The 16,488-nt window shown below is 58.6% G+C and carries 11 protein-coding genes; 3 read left to right on the top strand and 8 right to left on the bottom strand.

Annotation, left to right across the window (positions count from 1 at the left end):
- Window positions 1-27 precede the first annotated feature (27 nt).
- Entirely contained in the window at window positions 28-1,563 is a 1,536-nt protein-coding gene (gene amaB / locus H1Y61_RS17715; protein WP_409363997.1) for an L-piperidine-6-carboxylate dehydrogenase, read from the top strand.
- 40 nt (window positions 1,564-1,603) lie between these two features.
- Here amaB and H1Y61_RS17710 read toward each other — a convergent pair whose 3' ends face one another.
- A complete protein-coding gene (locus tag H1Y61_RS17710; RefSeq protein ID WP_180574890.1) occupies window positions 1,604-2,476 on the bottom strand; it encodes an NAD(P)-dependent oxidoreductase in 873 nt (290 codons plus the stop codon).
- Window positions 2,473-2,892 carry a GlcG/HbpS family heme-binding protein gene (locus tag H1Y61_RS17705; protein WP_180574889.1) on the bottom strand — a complete coding sequence of 140 codons (420 nt, stop codon included), beginning with the start codon at window positions 2,890-2,892 and terminating at the stop codon, window positions 2,473-2,475. The genes H1Y61_RS17710 and H1Y61_RS17705 overlap by 4 nt, the downstream gene beginning before the upstream one ends.
- Before the next feature lie 164 nt (window positions 2,893-3,056).
- On the opposite strand from H1Y61_RS17705, the gene H1Y61_RS17700 reads away from it, so the two are divergent.
- On the top strand, window positions 3,057-3,947 hold the full coding sequence (locus H1Y61_RS17700; protein ID WP_180574888.1) for an SMP-30/gluconolactonase/LRE family protein: 891 nt from the start codon (window positions 3,057-3,059) through the stop codon (window positions 3,945-3,947).
- Between the two features lie 20 nt (window positions 3,948-3,967).
- On the opposite strand, the gene H1Y61_RS17695 is transcribed toward H1Y61_RS17700, so the two are convergent.
- The 6 genes from H1Y61_RS17695 to H1Y61_RS17670 form a co-directional block, all read right to left on the bottom strand.
- Window positions 3,968-5,245, bottom strand: coding sequence for a glycosyltransferase (locus tag H1Y61_RS17695; protein ID WP_180574887.1), 1,278 nt, complete (start codon window positions 5,243-5,245; stop codon window positions 3,968-3,970).
- 223 nt (window positions 5,246-5,468) lie between these two features.
- Window positions 5,469-6,293: a helix-turn-helix transcriptional regulator gene (locus tag H1Y61_RS17690; protein WP_180574886.1), complete on the bottom strand. Its 825-nt coding sequence runs from the start codon at window positions 6,291-6,293 to the stop codon at window positions 5,469-5,471.
- Window positions 6,294-6,924: 631 nt separating this feature from the next.
- Complete coding sequence (gene lysA / locus H1Y61_RS17685; protein ID WP_235680927.1) at window positions 6,925-8,232, bottom strand: diaminopimelate decarboxylase; 1,308 nt, start codon at window positions 8,230-8,232, stop codon at window positions 6,925-6,927.
- Between the two features lie 134 nt (window positions 8,233-8,366).
- On the bottom strand, window positions 8,367-9,554 hold the full coding sequence (locus H1Y61_RS17680) for a PLP-dependent transferase (protein ID WP_180574885.1): 1,188 nt from the start codon (window positions 9,552-9,554) through the stop codon (window positions 8,367-8,369).
- Window positions 9,551-10,963 carry an MATE family efflux transporter gene (locus H1Y61_RS17675; RefSeq protein ID WP_180574884.1) on the bottom strand — a complete coding sequence of 471 codons (1,413 nt, stop codon included), beginning with the start codon at window positions 10,961-10,963 and terminating at the stop codon, window positions 9,551-9,553. The genes H1Y61_RS17680 and H1Y61_RS17675 overlap by 4 nt, the downstream gene beginning before the upstream one ends.
- Window positions 10,963-12,012 carry a GNAT family N-acetyltransferase gene (locus H1Y61_RS17670; protein ID WP_180575188.1) on the bottom strand — a complete coding sequence of 350 codons (1,050 nt, stop codon included), beginning with the start codon at window positions 12,010-12,012 and terminating at the stop codon, window positions 10,963-10,965. The genes H1Y61_RS17675 and H1Y61_RS17670 overlap by 1 nt, the downstream gene beginning before the upstream one ends.
- A 437-nt stretch (window positions 12,013-12,449) precedes the next feature.
- Between H1Y61_RS17670 and H1Y61_RS17665 the strand changes: the two genes are divergently transcribed.
- Window positions 12,450-16,433: a non-ribosomal peptide synthetase gene (locus H1Y61_RS17665; protein ID WP_180574883.1), complete on the top strand. Its 3,984-nt coding sequence runs from the start codon at window positions 12,450-12,452 to the stop codon at window positions 16,431-16,433.
- Window positions 16,434-16,488 lie beyond the last annotated feature (55 nt).

Here is a 16,488-nt window from a genome sequence, read left to right as displayed (position 1 = left end):
ACGACGTTTCAAGGAAAGATCATATCGATGTCGAAACTCAACCTGCCTGCCGATGTATCGCGCATTCTTGCAAATCTCGGTATTTCCGCCGGGACTTTGTCGGGCGGTTCGCTGACGGTTACGTCACCTGTTGATGGCAGCACGCTTGCCACGCTTGCAACAGTGTCCAGCGATGAGGCAAGCAAGGCCATCGACAGTGCACATGCCGCTTTCTTAGCGTGGCGCATGGTGCCAGCCCCCAAGCGCGGCGAATTGGTGCGCTTGCTGGGCGAGGAACTGCGCGCCCATAAGGACGATCTTGGTCGTCTCGTGTCCATCGAGGTTGGTAAGGTCACCTCTGAGGGGCTCGGCGAAGTGCAGGAAATGATCGACATCTGCGATTTCGCGGTCGGCCTGTCGCGTCAGCTTTACGGCCTGACGATTGCTACTGAGCGCGGCGAGCACCGGATGATGGAAACCTGGCATCCCCTCGGCGTCACTGGCATTATCTCGGCCTTCAATTTTCCGGTTGCGGTCTGGTGCTGGAATGCAGCGCTGGCGCTGGTCTGCGGCAATTCAACCGTCTGGAAGCCCTCGGAAAAGACGCCGATTACCGCCCTTGCTACTCAGGCGATTTTTGAAAAAGCGGTTCGCCGTTATGTGGCCGCTGGCGGCAGCGCGCCGGACGGGCTTTCAACCGTGCTGATTGGTGAGCGCGCCATTGGCGAAGTGCTGGTGGATCATCCGAAAGTGCCACTGGTTTCGGCCACCGGTTCGACAGCCATGGGCCGGGCGGTCGGCCCGCGTCTGGCAGCTCGATTTGCCCGCTCTATCCTGGAATTGGGTGGCAATAACGCTGCCATCGTTGGCCCAACCGCCGACCTCGATCTGACCCTGCGCGGCGTCGCCTTTGCCGCCATGGGCACGGCTGGCCAGCGCTGCACAACGCTTCGTCGCCTGTTCGTGCATGACAGCGTTTACGACACGCTGGTTCCCCGGCTGATCAAGGCCTATGGCTCTGTCACCATTGGCAATCCGCTGGAGACCGGCACGCTGGTTGGACCGTTGATCGATGGCCGCGCTTATGAAGCGATGCAAACGGCGCTGACTGCGGCAAAGGCCGCTGGCGGCGTGGTGCATGGCGGCATGCGCGTGCGGGAAGAAGAGGCTGCCTCCGCCTATTATGTGCGCCCCGCCCTGGTGGAAATGCCCTCGCAGACCGGGCCGGTGAAGGATGAAACCTTTGCGCCGATCCTCTATGTGATCCGTTACAGCGATTTTGATGCCGCATTGGCGCTCAATAACGATGTGCCGCAGGGCCTGTCCTCGTCGATCTTCACCAACGACCTGCGCGAAGCTGAGGCGTTTCTATCGGATCGCGGCTCCGATTGCGGCATTGCCAATGTCAATATCGGCCCATCCGGTGCTGAAATCGGCGGCGCTTTCGGAGGTGAGAAGGAAACCGGTGGCGGGCGCGAATCCGGCTCGGATGCCTGGAAAGCCTATATGCGGCGCGCCACCAACACGGTGAATTTCGGACGCTCGCTGCCCTTGGCCCAGGGCGTGAAATTCGACGTCGAGTAATCAGTCGCCGCCATACTCCCGGGAGTATGGCGGCGATATTTCATTCCTGGACGGATTGGATTTGTTGCAGCCAGAGATAATAGGCCGAGTGGTCGAGATCGGCGCCGCCTTTGTTCTGCACCAGGTCTGTGAAGCCCGCCCGCACCGTTTCCGAGAGTGGCAGCGTCAGATCGTGTTCGGCAGCGACCGAAAGCGCATTATTTAAGTCTTTCAACTGCGCGGCGGATCGTCCGCCCGGTGTGAAATTGCCGCTCACCATCCGCTCGCCATGCAGGTCCAGAATCCGGCTATCGGCAAAGCCACCCCGTAAAGCGCCGCGCAGCGTTGCCGGATCGCATCCCGCCGATTGTGCCAGACGAAAGGCTTCCGCGACCGCGCCGATGGTGACGGCGACGATCAACTGATTGGCGAGTTTCGCCGTCTGGCCGGTGCCGACCGGTCCCATCAGTGTCGGGCGGCCCAGTTTTTCGAAAACCGGCACGGCGGCTGCGAAATCCTCCGGCGCGCCACCGACGAAAATCGACAGCGTTCTTGCCTTGGCCCCAGCCACGCCACCGGAGACGGGGGCGTCGAGGAAACGCTTGCCCATTTGCTTAGCCAGAGACGCGAGATCGCGGTCGCAGGTCGGTTCTACCGATCCCATGTCGATAATCAGTGCGCTATCGCCCGCCGCAGCCATTGCGCCGCTCTCCTCCAGTGTGGCGCGGGTGGCCGGGCCATCGAGCAGCATGGAAATCACCACATCCGCACCTTTGGCGGCCTCTGCCGGGCTGGCGGCAACGCGGGCCACGTCGGACAAAGCCTGCGCCTTTTGTGGGGAGCGATTCCAGACCAAGACCTCGAAATCCGCAGCCAGATGACGGGCCATCGGCTCGCCCATCAATCCGGTGCCGAGAAAGGCGATCCGGGTCATGACAGCTCCGCCCCAATGGCGGCAAGAGCTGCGCGTGCCACGTCTTCGTCCTGCTCACCCGAGCCGGAACCGACGCCGATCCCGCCGAGCAGCATGCCGTTGACCTTAATGGGCAGGCCACCCTTCAGCCCCGTCGCTTCGCCTTGGGTTGCTGCGGCCAGCAACAGCTTGGCGTGGTCGGGAACGCTGTGGCTGGGAGCAGCAAGCGAGGCTGCGGTCCGTGCTTTTGCCCTCGCGCTTTTTAAGGAAAGATAACGCGAACCGCGCATCCGAAACGACGCCAGTTCTACGCCGCTGTGATCGACAATGATAATGCATTGCGGCTGGCCCATCGCCGTCGCGGCATCGATTGCGGCGCGCAAAAGTGCTGCGACGCCTTCGTCGGTTAAGGCGCTGGATTGTATCGTAAAGCTCATGGCATGCTCTCCCTTGGCAGTTTCTACCGGTCATGTTATCGATACCATATTCGAACCGGTCCAGCTTGGCGAGTAGGAATGGGTGTTTCACCGACCACCGTCAGTTTGATTTTTCGAACCCGAATACCAAGTCCAGACTATCAAGTGTTGGGAGGCGCTCCGTCATGTCGTTCTTTGAGATCTCTGATCCCGTCTTTGGCCGGTTCGTGATGGGTAATGCCCCGATCAAGCAATTGGCGACCGGTTTCGATTGGGTGGAAGGACCGGTTTGGTTTGGCGATCTGGATTGCCTGCTGTTTTCCGACATCCCCAACAATCGTATTCTGCGCTGGACGCCAGATGGCAGTCTTACCACGTTTCGTGCACCCTCCAATTTTGCCAATGGTCATACCCGTGACAGGCAAGGGCGCTTGGTGAGTTGTGAGCACGGTACACGGCGTGTGACCCGCACTGAGTATGACGGCACGATCACGGTGATTGCTGACAGCTTTGAGGGTCGGCGTCTCAACTCGCCCAATGATGTGGTGGTTGCCTCCGATGGGGCGATCTGGTTCAGTGACCCACATTACGGCATCGCCAGTGATTACGAAGGCACGAAAAGCGAGCAGGAATTGCCCTGCAATATCTACCGCGTCGATCCATCCGGGGCGATTTCTGCCGTGTTGACCGATTTCAACGGGCCGAACGGACTGGCCTTCAGCCCGGATGAAAAACGGCTTTACGTCGCCGATACCGGTCGTATGCATAGCAGCGATCCGCAACATATCCGCGTGTTCGATGTCGGTGACGGGTGGAAGCTAACCGGCGGCGACGTGTTTCATGTGATCGACAAGGGCTGTGCTGACGGCATGCGCCTCGATTCCGACGGTAATCTCTGGTCTTCGGCTGCGGATGGCGTCCACTGCATCGCCCCGGACGGTCATTTGATGGGCAAGATCCTGGTGCCGGAAACGGTCTCCAATCTCTGCTTCGGCGGGCGTGGCAAGCATCGATTGTTCATAACTGCAACAACCAGTCTCTATGCCATTTCCCTGAACCGGAAGGGCGCGGCCTGACGGGATCTATCTAGCAAAGGTCAAACCGACCATTTGCTTTTTACGCCAAGGCTTTCGATTGCAGCAATGGCCACAGAGATCCCGTCTTCTGCCCGCATACGCTGGCCAAGCACTGTCGCATGACGGCGCATGTCGTCGCAGTCGGCAGAGATTATTGCCGAGGCTAGGGCATCTGCGGTCAAGGCAGCGCGGTCCAGCGCAGGCGGCGCAACGCCGAGTTTTTCAAGGCGGCTGCCCCAAAATGGTTGATCGCCAAAGAATGGTACAACCACTGAGGCAATGCCAGCACGTGCCGCAGCAGTGGTGGTGCCAGCGCCTCCGTGGTGAACCGCCAGCGCCATTTTGGGAAACAGCCAATCATGCGGCGCCCGGTCTATCCGGAAGATATTTCCGCCAGCCTCGCTATCAGCACCATTCAGACCGCCCCAGCCACTGGCAAGCACGATGCGTTTGCCAGTCTTGCGCACCGCTTGCAACACGATATCGGTGAAGCGGCCTCCATCCGGCCCAACCATGCTGCCGAAGCCGACATAGACGGGCGGAGGCCCACCTTTTAGAAAGCGCGTCAGATCATCCGGTGCGGCCCATGTCGAACTTTCCTGCAACTGCCAGGGGCCGGTAACCCGAACATTGGAGGGGAGCGAGGCAGGCGGCTCGACCAGCGTCGGGCTATAGGCAAACAGGCGCAGATGCGAACGAGGCTTATAGGTATAGGGACCACGCCAGGGATAAGGCGCCAACCGCAGGGCCGGACGCACGACCTCATTATAAGCGGGGCGCAAAATATGCCAAATCAGCATTTGCGTGGCATGGCCAAGTGCCACATTGATTGGTCCCGGCAAGCTCCTCGCCCAACCCGGCAGCGGCAGAAGCGGCGGTTGCCGCGAGGGCAGGGTGGGGACCAATTGCGTTTCCGCGACAGGAAGGCCCAGATATTCGCCGAGCGCTGCGGCAAGATGAAAGACCATACCGTTGCCAATCAGCAGATCGGCACCCTCTGTTGCTCTAAGGCCTTGGGCAGGCCAACTGGCGGCCATGGTTTTCAACCTTCGCCGCGCCGCCTTGGCAATAGCAAGCGGTGAAAGACCGTTGGACAGCGTCGTCCGATCATTGCGCATCCAGTCAAGGAAATCGCCACGCAAGGGGGCGAATTCCAAGCCGTGATGGGTGACGAGATCGGCACATTGCGGATCGGTGGCAATTCTGACCTTGTGACCGGCCTGCTTCAACCCAACGCCAAGAGCAACCAGCGGCCGCACATCGCCTTCGGTGCCAATCGTGAATATGACGATCTGCATGGTTTACTCATTCACCAGATAGTGATGCCTGACATTGGCACCCGACATTGGACACATTCTAAAGCGGCTATTGGGCAAGTCACTCAATGCCCCATGCATTTTCTGCGATGCAACTTTCGAATTGCAATGTGCCAATGCTAGCGACTTGGCACTGCAACACGTCAGTCGTTCAGCCCCACTCCCCCTATCAAGCCTAAGAGGATTTTAGTCAGCGACGATGACGTCAGGCTCGGCTGGGCATGGCCATTGTGGCTTTGCGTCCGTCGCCCGAATGAAAACGGTCGGTCTGGATCAATCCAAGCATGATTGCTTTGACAACGGCCTGGGTACGGTTGACGGCTTCCAGCTTGCGCTTGACCGACTCCATGTAAAATTCGACCGATTTTTCGGAAATGCCGAGGATTTTGGCAATTTCCCATGACGACTTGCCCTTGGACACCCAGATCACGGTTTCCTTTTCCCGTGCCGACAGGAATGACCGGCGGCGGCGATAGCTGCCGATCAGGTGCTCTTCCATGACAACTGGCATCGCACAGGAATGAAAGAATTGCGAGATAATATGAATAAGATGAGCTTCCGGCAGGCTGTCCTGGAATTTTTCGTCGGGGATTACAGTCATGATTGCCAGTTCGCCATGGCGGGACATGAGAGGCACGGTCAGCCCGTTGACAATGCCACGTTTTGCAGCATCTTCGATAACGCAACGCTCTTCTTCCGTCAGCTTGTCGCTATCGATGGCGTCGTTCCAACGAAACGGTGTCTTGCGAGACAGAGAAATCCCGACGATGGGATCGCAATAGACATACCGCTCCGATGCGTATCGCTCCACCCATTCCTCTGGATAGTTGTTGATGCCGAATGTATGGCGGGTCTCATTCGTAGCATTCAGCACAGGGGTTTGAAGGATGTGATAGGAAAAATACTTGTAGCCCAGTGATTTTATACTGGATTCCATGACGGCTTTCATCTCAGCAGCGGAGGCGGCGGCATTGAGGCGCATAATAAAGCGATCGAGAGGGTCTACGGATTTATGTTTGATGTCATGCATGAAATAAAACTCCAAATCGTCATTTCGTGAAATTTTGAAGGCCGGGCATTCAGGGCCGGAAATTGGGAGGATTGGAACGCCCGCAAATATAAAATTCAGAAAATGCTGTTTTAATATTGGAAAATAAATGTAACTATTGGTGGTGCTTGAAAATGTGTTGTATTATGCGTCATGTTGCAGTGTAGCATTTACAAGCAGGGGGTCAATGTCAATTTGAAATTGAAACGGGTCAATTTCAATGGAAACAAAATCTGAACATTGACGCCTGCCACGCCCGTATGGTGCGTTTACGATTGGCGACTGCCCCAGATCAGGTCAGTTTTACGCGCGCAAATTTCGTGTTTGTGGTCTGTTGTGGCACGAGTCCTGCTGTGACTCTGGGCGTTTTTAGGGGTAAATTCGCTTGTTGCGATGCAAAATCATCCAGGAAATATAACGTATTACAGCATCCTGTGTGCGGTTTATAAAACGCGCGGTTCTGTCAGAGGTAGCCATAAATGCCTGCCGCCCATTCTGGCGACGGTCTTGCCGCATTCGGCCTGCGAATATGCTCAGGCATTTGACCGCCTGGAGCATATTCTTCGTTGTCGTCGGCAGAGTTTGCCCTGCTGACTTTCGTGGGGACTTTAGCTTATGCCGTTGTTTCAAGCGCCAGCAGGTCGTCCAGCGTCTGGCGCCTGCGAATCAGCCGGTGGTTGCTCCCGTCCATCAGCACTTCCGGTGCGTACAGTCTACTATTATAGTTTGACGACATGGAGGCGCCATAGGCACCAGTGTCGTGAAATACCATGTAGTCGCCCGGTTGCGCTTGCGGCAGGTCGCGCTTTTCAATCGTACCGAATTCGCCCTGGGTGAAGACATCGCCGGATTCGCAAAGCGGTCCTGCCACCACTGTCGGCACCGGCACGTCGCTGCGCGGCGCGCTATTATTATTCGTGGCGGGCACGACGGAGATGCCGTGATAGCTGCCATACATCGCCGGGCGGGCCAGATCGCTGAACCCGGCATCGACAAGGACGAAATGATTGCTGCCCATGGTTTTGGTCGCCCGGACCTCGGCCAGCAGCACGCCCGAATCCGCCGTCAGGAACCGGCCCGGCTCGATTTCGAGCCGGATCTTGTGGCGCAGATATTCCTCGATCTGCTTGCGGGCGCTATCCCAAAGCGCGAAATAATGGACGGTATCGATTTCTTCCTCGCCATCCTTATAGGGGATAGAAAGTCCGCCACCCGCCGAAATTGCCTCGATATCGGCACCAAGCTCGCAGCAGAATGTCACCATCGCCCCGCAAACCCGTTGCAGATGCCGGTAATCGACGCCGGAGCCGATATGCATGTGCAGGCCGACCAGCGTCAGCGAATAGTTCCGCACGGCGGCCAGAGCGTCGCGCAATTGCTCAAACCAGATGCCATGCTTGCTGTTTTCGCCGCCGGTATTGGTCTTGTTGCTATGCCCGTGGCCGAAGCCGGGATTAATGCGCAGCCAGACGCGATGCCCCGGAGAGCGTGCGCCAAGTTGGTGCAGCATATCGATAGAGCCGGCATTGACTTCGATTTTGTCAGCGACCACCCGGTCCAGTGTGCTGCGGTCAAACACATCGGCGGTAAAGACGATCTCGGCAACACCGGAGGCTTGAGTGGTGCCATAGCCCGCCCGTCTGGCCCGCTCGATTTCACCCAGCGTCACGGCATCGACGACCACCCCAGCCTCGCGCATCTGCCGCAGGATATGGGTGTTGGAGCAAGCCTTTTGGGCAAAGCGAATGACGTCGAAGGACGACAATTGCGCGATACGGGCGCGGATCGTGTCTGCGTCATAGACCCAGACCGGCGTTCCGTAGGTCTGTGCAAGCGTGGTGAGTGTGTCGTTTGAAAGGCGTGTCATGGTGTATGGATCGATCCGGGTTCGAAAATCGGGCGGCACATTTGAGCGCGACATGGGGGCCTTGGGATAAAGGCAGGCAAACGATGGCGCGCGCGTGACATATGGCAAAAATACCGGCGAAGCGCTACAGGCGCGCCGCCGGTCTTTTGGCAGTTTCAATCAATTAAGCGAGCAAGGGGAGGCGGCTTTTACCGCGCGGCTTGCGCAAGCGCCTGATCCAGATCAGCAATGATTGCCTTTGCCTCATGCAGCCCGACATTGAGCCGGATGGTTCGGTCGCTGACGCCGAAACGGGCAAAGACATTGGTTTCCGGTGAAATGCTGAGTGCCGCCTTGGCGGGAACGACAAGGCTTTCAGGTCCGCCCCAGCTGACCCCGATCCGTACCAGTTGCAAGGCATCGACAAACGCTGCGACATCGATGTCATCGTTGACTTCGAACGAAAACAATCCGCCAAAGCCTGTCAATGTGATGCGGCCCGGATGATCGCTGAAGACCGGGTGCATGACCCGTTCTACGGCTTGGCTGGCTTTCAGCCAGTGCGCGACTTCGAGACCTGCCTCATGGTGGTGGCGCATGCGGAAAGAGAGTGTTTCCAGATTGCGCAATACCAGCCAGGCCTCGAAGGGTGAAAGCTTGGCGCCGGTATAGGGAAAGATTTCGCCGTTGATCCGGGCGATATGCTCCTTCGATCCGGTGACGAGACCGGCGACCGTATCGCTTTGGCCGCCCAGATATTTCGAGGCGGCATGGATGACAAGATCGATGCCTGCGGCGATCGGCTTTTGATAGAGCGGTGTTGCCCAGGAATTATCGACAATGGTCAAGACGCCATGACGGCGCGCCGCAGCGCCAACCGCGACCAGATCCTGAAGCTCGAACACCATGGAGGTCGGGCTTTCGAGATAGGCGAGTTTTGCGCCCGGCAGGGCGGAAATCAGACTTTCGGTATCCGTGCCGTCGATATAATCGACGAGAACGCCGAAGCGCTTCAGCACTTTTTCGAAAAACCGGAATGCGTCGCTATAGACATGCCGGACGGTGACGATCCGATCGCCTGGATTGACGAAGGCGAGAATGGTCGCGGCAATCGCGCCCATGCCGCTGGAAAACGCCCGTGCGGCCTGTGCGCCTTCCATCTCGGCGATCCGGTGCTCGAGGATCTGGACGGTTGGATTATCGCCACGTGAATAGATCGGCTTGTGGGAGCGCCCGGCAAAGACGTCTTCCAACTCGGCATAGCTGTCGAACAGAAACAGCGATGTCTGATAGATCGGCGGCACGGCGGCATCGAAGGGGTCTTGACCGGTAAAACCGGCAGGGGGCGGAACCGGAATGGTTTTCGCAGCAGGGTCGAATCGTGGGGTCTCGTTCATGATAAACCTCTTGTCTCTGGATGGAGTGCGGACAGGCCGGGAAGTGGGCCGTCGCTGGAAGGAATGCTGGAAGGGAGGATGGTCGCCCATTCGCGGCGGGCGACGACAATGCCGAGAGCGGCGGTCAGCACCGCAGCGGCGGCAGGCGCTATCGCAACGCCGGTAAAGCCGAGCCAGGCGGGTAAAAACAAAAGAAGCGGGATCAGCATGTAACCATTCGGTGCCAGCCCGACGAGCGCCGACAAGCCAGCCCGTCCGCGTGATTGCAGCATGACCAGCAGGACGGATTGGAAGGCTGCCAGCGGAAAGACCGGAAACAGTAGACGAAGACAGGCGGCGGTTTGCGCGGCAACCTCAGGGCTTTCGGTGAACAGCCGGGCGATGGGACCTGCTGCGACCAGCAAGAGCGTGGAATAGCAGAGAGCAACAGGAATGGTGACCATCAGCATAAAGCGAATGGTGGCTTTGATCCGTTGGTCGTCACCCAGCCCCACGGCATGGCTGACGACGCTTTGCGCGCCAAGGCAGAAGCCGAAGACCGGCAATTGCCCGAAGGCAATCAGCCGGATGGCAATGGCAATGGCGGCTACGCCGGTTTCACCGCCGCTTTGGCTCGCCTGACGCAAGAGAACCATGAAGCCGAGGCCGGTGACGATGCTGGTGGCACAGGCCGGGATGCCAATGCTGGAGATCGGTTTCAGCAGGTGCCAGCGGATCAGGCGCAGATCAATTCGGACATTGCCCCGCCTGCGATAGAAATAAACGGCATAGGCCATAAGAGCCGCAACCGTCGATACCATGGTGGCAATCGCCGCGCCCGCTTCCCGAAAATCGAGCAGGAAAATGAACACTGGATCAAGCGCGATGTTGAGGGCGAAACTGGCGATCAACACCGTCATCGAGAAACGGGAATTGCCCTCGGCAATGGCGATGAAATCGCAGATCGCCTGCAACATGCCGAGCGTCACGCCAAAGGCGATCAGTCGTCCATAGATCAGGCCCGAGGCGAGGAGATCGCCTTCACCGCCCACCGCCTGCACGAACGCAGGCAAGGCGAGGTAAATGAGCGTGGACAGCACGATGCCCATCGGCACGGCGGCAACCAGGGCGGTTACGGCAACCGAGGACGCGCCCTTCACATCGCCCTGACCGAGCGAGCGCGCCAGAAGTGTGGCAAGCCCTATGCCCAAGCCTTCCGTTGCGGCGCTAACCAGGAGGAACAGCGGCAGCACGAGGCTGACGCCTGCCAGCGCTTGCGGCCCCAATGCGCCGATGAACATGGCGTTGACAGCATGGTGGGCGGCGCTGGCCGTCAGCCCTGCCACAGCGGGCAGGGCAACCGTCATCACCAGCCGTTTGATGCGCGGATCGTTGAGATCCGCCGCCATTTTCGTCTTTGAAGATGTCATTATAGGCCGCCACGCGCCAAGGACCCTGGAACGGCAAGGCCATCCTTATCGACCAGACCGGTCAGATCAGGTGAAAGCAGCTGGTCGGCAAAGAAACGTTCGCGCAACAGCATAACCAGTAGAGCCTTCTTATGGGAAAACTGCACATGCTTGATCTTGGCGAAGCCTGAATGGTCGAGATTGCGGATCTGCTGGTGATGATGGTGGATGGGTTCGCCGACGATGCGCCGCGTGCGCGGGTCATCAAGGAACATGTAGTGCATCAGCGAGGGCAGCCAGGCGCTGACATAGGGTTTTCCGCGAAACGCATCCTCGCCGATTGCCACATGCCAGCCCCGATCATGGCTGTCGGCATCGTAATGCGGGCCGAGCCGGTCTTCCTTGGCCCAGTAAAGCTCAAAATAGCCGAAAGGCACCCCGCCGAACGTGCCAATCAGCGGCAAGGTGCGGGGGTCGGCAAGCCGGTTTTCGAGAAAATCACGATGTTGTGAAAGCGTGCCGTTGTCTTCCCAGATCGCAGCGACGCGCGGATCGTTCATCCAACGGTGGAAATGCGGCAGATCCGCTTCTGGCGAGGCGACGTGAAAACCGAGAACCTTGTCCAGCCAGGGAATGAACCGGCTATAGACCGGCCCAACCGGCTTTGGCGGGCGCATGGGATGCAAGACGCCATTGGTCATCACCGGAATATCGGGATAGGCAGGCGGTACTTGGCCGAGCCAGAGCGTCGATTGCTGAAAAAAGCCCTGGGCTTTTGCGATCCACCCGCTCTCTGTGGGGAGCAGCATGCCGGAAGCGGCAAAGGGGATGCAATCCACACCTTCCGGCAGGTCCACGGCAAGCGTATGGATCTCCGGGTGGCAGGTCAGGATCGCCTCGAGCATGGTATCGAGTGTGGAGAAACTGTTGACTTGCTGGGAAGCGACTGCCTCTATGGAGAGTGTTTCAACGATCAGCCGGGGCGTATCTGACCAGACGATATGGCCTCCGGCAATGACGGAACCACTCTGCTCGATCCGCAAAGTATCATCATGCGCAATGACAATCAAAGATTGTAAATTGTTGAAAGTATAACCGCGGAAGCCACCTGCGGGAAGGCGCAGGCTGGAGCAAGGCGTGCCGGTGTTTGCTTGCACGGTTGCGAGAGAGGCGTCCATATCTATGTCTCCGTTTGCGTCGTGGCCAAACCTGTGCGGACATGGATCATGCCCGCGATAAAATAGTGCCACTCCCAGCAGGACGAATGAGCGCTTGGCGAATTCACATGTATCGGGAAATTTAATTTTCGAAAATTTTCTTCTGAATTTTCCAACCTGTCATTCGTCATCAAGCCAATAGATTTGACGAGAGCTGTTTGGGAAAATGAATAATAGAAAATCTAATTATTTTTGGAATTGCTTTAAAAATAGATCAGAAAGTTATTGAAATGGAAAATTATAAATAAAAATTCAGATGAAAACTGAAAAAGTGTGAGGCTCTGGAAGCAATGACAATTCATGATCGGGCAACGACGGCCGCATCAATCGCCAAAACCGGATTCGATGAGGGGCGTGCATGGCCATTATCATCGCAGCAATCACGGATCTGGCTGTTGTCGCAGGCGGGCCATGAAGTGGTCTATGGGCGTCAGTCTATCGGCTTTCGCTTCGCGCCTGTCGGGGTTGATCGTGCACACGCTGGAATTGAGACGCTGATGCTTCGTCATCCCCTGTTAAATCGTCGCTTTGAAGTGCGGGCAGGCGGGATCGTTTATCAGTTGCTTGGCCAAAAGCCCTTGCCTGTTGTTGAGCGTGAGCTTGCAAAGGATGGGGAGTTGGAGACTGTATTACTGGAGGTTTCCTCCACCTATTCCGGTAGGGCGCTTGATCTGGAAAAGGATGCCGCCGCGCAATTTACGCTATTTACGGTAGGTGGGCAGGCTATTGGCCTATTGTTGTCGTTGCATCCTCTGATTGGTGACCGGACGGCCCTCGACCGGTTGGCCGTCGATTTTCTTGATGGGCTTGATCGACAGGCTGATTTAGGGCGTGAAGAGGCGGGTTTGCTTGATGCAGCACATTGGCTGGTTCAAGGCGCCGCAATGCCGCAGATAGCAGATGCTGACGCCGATTTCTGGTTTAACCGGTTGGTGGCACAGGAGACGGTGGCGATGCTGCCCGCCCAGGCTCCAGCGGCAGGTGTGGCAAATTCTGGTCCGCAAACATGGCGCGAGCAGGTCATCGAGGTCGCGTGCTCTTCATCCGCATCCGTTGTTGATGTGACGCAGGACAGCCTGGCGGCACTGGCCATTGTGCTTCGTCGCTATAGCGGCTGTGGTACCCAGCGGATCGGGTTGGTAACCCGGCAGGCGGATTGCCCGGTTGCGACCCGCACAGAAGATCTGTTGCTCGTCACCAGCGAGATCGATGGTCGTTTGGCCCTCAGCGCGGTGCGCGAGCGGCTGGCCGAGGGTGTTGCCACCGCGCTGTCCCACCATTTGCCGTTCGAAGCGCTGACGAATGCCCTGGCGCGGCGCGACGATGGCTTCGAGGCCGCCAGCCTGGTTGCAACGGTGCTGGATGTGCGGCCCGCCCTCCAGGTGGAGGCCCAGGTTGTGGCCGGTCAGCCGGTTGCCGTTCTGGTAGAGCCGCCTGCGCGGCGCGATGCAGGTCTGGTCGTGACCATTTCCGGCCTGGGGTCGGAGACATTGGCGATCCGGCTTGGCTATGATCCGCAGAGCCATAATGATGCAATGATCGAGCGGTTCGCCCGCGATCTGAGCCTGGCGTTCGAGGCCCTGCGGGGGCAGCCGGAGCAGCTGGTCAGCGCGATTGCTTTCATGCCGGTTGAAGAGCTGGACCTGTTGTCAGCGCCCTATCCCGACCAGCCTGAGACCGATGATGGCACGCCGATCCATCAAGTGATTTCGGCCCAGGCGCAGCGAAGGCCAGACGCTTTCGCGGTGGCGCAGGGCGATACGTCAATTACCCATGGCGCGCTGGAAGCCGCCGCCAACCGGCTCGCCCATCGGCTGGTCGCCATGGGGATCGGCCCGGAAGACCGGGTTGCCGTGGCGCTGAACAAATCCATCGACGCGATCATCGCCATTCTGGCGGTGCTGAAGGCCGGTGGCGCTTTTACGCCGGTCGAGCCGGATCATCCAGAAGCCCGCAACCGCCATATCCTGAGCGCGCCGGGTCTGGCGCTGGTGATTTCGCGGGGGCGTTACATCACCGATTTGCCGCGTGACATCGGCACGCCGATCCTCAATCTCGACACGCTCGATCTATCCTCGGAAAGCACCGAGCCACCGGTCGTCGCTATTGCGCCAGCCCAGCTTGCCTATGTGATCTATACGTCCGGCTCCACCGGCATTCCCAAGGGGGTTGCTGTTGAGCATGGTCCGCTGGCGCATCATTGCAAAGCGACGCTGCGCATCTATGAAATGGATGAGACTTCCTGCGAATATCCGGTCTTGCCCTTCACCTCGGATGGCGGGCATGAGCGCTGGATGGTGCCGCTGATGGCGGGTGGCGGTGTGGTGCTGACGTCGGACAAGCTGGCGACGCCGGAAGATGCTTTCGCGCTGATGCGCAGGCACGGCGTCAACAATGCCAGCCTGCCGACCAGCTATGTCCGGGGCCTTGCCGAATATGCGGCGGAAAAGGGCGAAATACCGCAGCTGCGGCTCTATTCCTTCGGCGGTGAAGCGCTGTCCCAGGCGGTTTTCGATCTGCTGACCGATAATCTCAAGGCGCAGATGCTGATCAACGGCTATGGGCCAACCGAAACCATCATGACGCCGATGGTGTGGAAGATCCCGGCGGGAACCCGGTTTGAGGGAACGGTTGCGCCGATTGGCCGGGGTGTCGGCGACCGCCGCATCTATGTGCTGGACAGCGATCTGGTGCCGGTGCCGGTCGGGGTGATCGGCGAGATCCATATCGGCGGCAGCGGTATTGCTCGCGGCTATCTCGGCCAGCCGGAGCTGACGGCGGATCGTTTCATTGATGATCCTTTTTCCGCCAACGGTGGGCGGATGTACAAGTCCGGCGATCTCGGCCGCTGGCGCGAAGATGGCACTGTAGAATTTGCCGGCCGGGTCGATCACCAGATCAAGTTGCGTGGCTATCGTATCGAGCCGGGCGAAATCGAGGCGGTGCTGCGTGCCGATCCGAATGTGTCGGAGGCCGTGGTTCTGCTGCATCAGGATAGCGGACGCAGCGCGCTGATCGCCTATGTGGTGGTCCGGGAAGACGAGGATGTGAACGTCAACGACCTTCGTCGCGCTGCCGTCACCGCCCTGCCGGATTACATGGTGCCACAGCATATCATGGTGCTCGATGCGTTGCCGATGGGGCCGAACAGCAAACTTGACCGCAGCGCGCTGCCGCTGCCCAAGCTGCAACGAGATATCGTCCCCCCCGCCGACGACAAGGAATCCGCCATTCTGGAGGTCTGGAAGCAGATCCTTGATATCACCGAACTCAGCGTCACCGAAAACTTCTTCGATGTCGGCGGCCAGTCGCTGGCGGCGGTACGGATCGTCTCGCGGCTGAAAATGCAGCATCCAAAATGGCCGCTGACCATTGCCGACATGTTCAACTATCCGACCGTGCGCGATCTGGCACTGGCGATGGACGAAAACCGGCAGGAGGACAAGGTCGGGGCGATCTATCTGCGCCGCGATGGCGATCGTCCTGTGCTCTATTGCTTCCCGGGTCTTCTGGTGAGCACGCGGGAATATATGCGATTGGTGGATTATCTCGGGCCGAACCAGCCGGCCACGGGCTTCGTCTGCTATTCGCTGACCGAAACGCCAGCGCTCAGCACCAGGGTCGAGGATATTACCGCCCGCTACGCCGAAGCGGTGCGCAGCCAGGCTAAGGGACGGCCTTGCGCCTTTCTTGGGTGGTCCTGGGGCGGGCTTCTCGCCTATGAGGCAGCGCAGCAGCTTGGCAATGACGTCGATCTTCGGATGATCGGCATGGTCGATGTCTGCGACATGGGCGATGAGTTCGCCATTGGCGTCTGGCCGCATTTCGAGCCTGGGGTGCGTGAGCGCACCCATGACGCCGTGCAACGCTGGCTAAAGGTAGCGCCGATGCGCGAGGCCTGGCTGACGTTGATGGCGGCGATGGATGCCGAGGTTTACGAGCAATTCTTGCATCATATCGTCAAGCATAACGTGCCGCTGCCGGTCGATGGGCCGGATATCGGCTCGGAAGAGCATATTTTCTGGGTTTTGCTCGATAACGCGATGATTTTCCGCAATTATCAGCTGAAGACCTCGGAGTTCCGCATCCATGCGTTTTCGGCTGAGGATTCGGTGACGCGGGGTCTCAGCGTTATCGATTGGCGCCGCTATTCGCCCAATGCCACCGCTTGCGAATTGGTGACCGGCACCAACCATCTGTCGATCATCGGCAAATCCCGTTTTCATCAGCGTTTTGCCCAGCGTTTGGATCTAGCCATCCAGGACAAGCCCTAATCCGGCTCTTTATTTCCCCTCCCTTTCGTTTTCAAACTCAGTCTGGAGTGCAACC

Origin of the sequence: Agrobacterium vitis (genome assembly GCF_013426735.1) — a bacterium.
GTDB lineage: Bacteria > Pseudomonadota > Alphaproteobacteria > Rhizobiales > Rhizobiaceae > Allorhizobium > Allorhizobium vitis_D.
This window is presented reverse-complemented; position numbering and strand designations above follow the sequence as displayed.

Coding starts and splice junctions, on each gene's coding strand:
- amaB (WP_409363997.1), top strand. CDS start 28: ATGTCGAAACTCAACCTGCCTGCCGATGTATCGCGCATTCTTGCAAAT.
- H1Y61_RS17710 (WP_180574890.1), bottom strand. CDS start 2,476: ATGACCCGGATCGCCTTTCTCGGCACCGGATTGATGGGCGAGCCGATG.
- H1Y61_RS17705 (WP_180574889.1), bottom strand. CDS start 2,892: ATGAGCTTTACGATACAATCCAGCGCCTTAACCGACGAAGGCGTCGCA.
- H1Y61_RS17700 (WP_180574888.1), top strand. CDS start 3,057: ATGTCGTTCTTTGAGATCTCTGATCCCGTCTTTGGCCGGTTCGTGATG.
- H1Y61_RS17695 (WP_180574887.1), bottom strand. CDS start 5,245: ATGCAGATCGTCATATTCACGATTGGCACCGAAGGCGATGTGCGGCCG.
- H1Y61_RS17690 (WP_180574886.1), bottom strand. CDS start 6,293: ATGCATGACATCAAACATAAATCCGTAGACCCTCTCGATCGCTTTATT.
- lysA (WP_235680927.1), bottom strand. CDS start 8,232: ATGTCGCGCTCAAATGTGCCGCCCGATTTTCGAACCCGGATCGATCCA.
- H1Y61_RS17680 (WP_180574885.1), bottom strand. CDS start 9,554: ATGAACGAGACCCCACGATTCGACCCTGCTGCGAAAACCATTCCGGTT.
- H1Y61_RS17675 (WP_180574884.1), bottom strand. CDS start 10,963: ATGACATCTTCAAAGACGAAAATGGCGGCGGATCTCAACGATCCGCGC.
- H1Y61_RS17665 (WP_180574883.1), top strand. CDS start 12,450: ATGACAATTCATGATCGGGCAACGACGGCCGCATCAATCGCCAAAACC.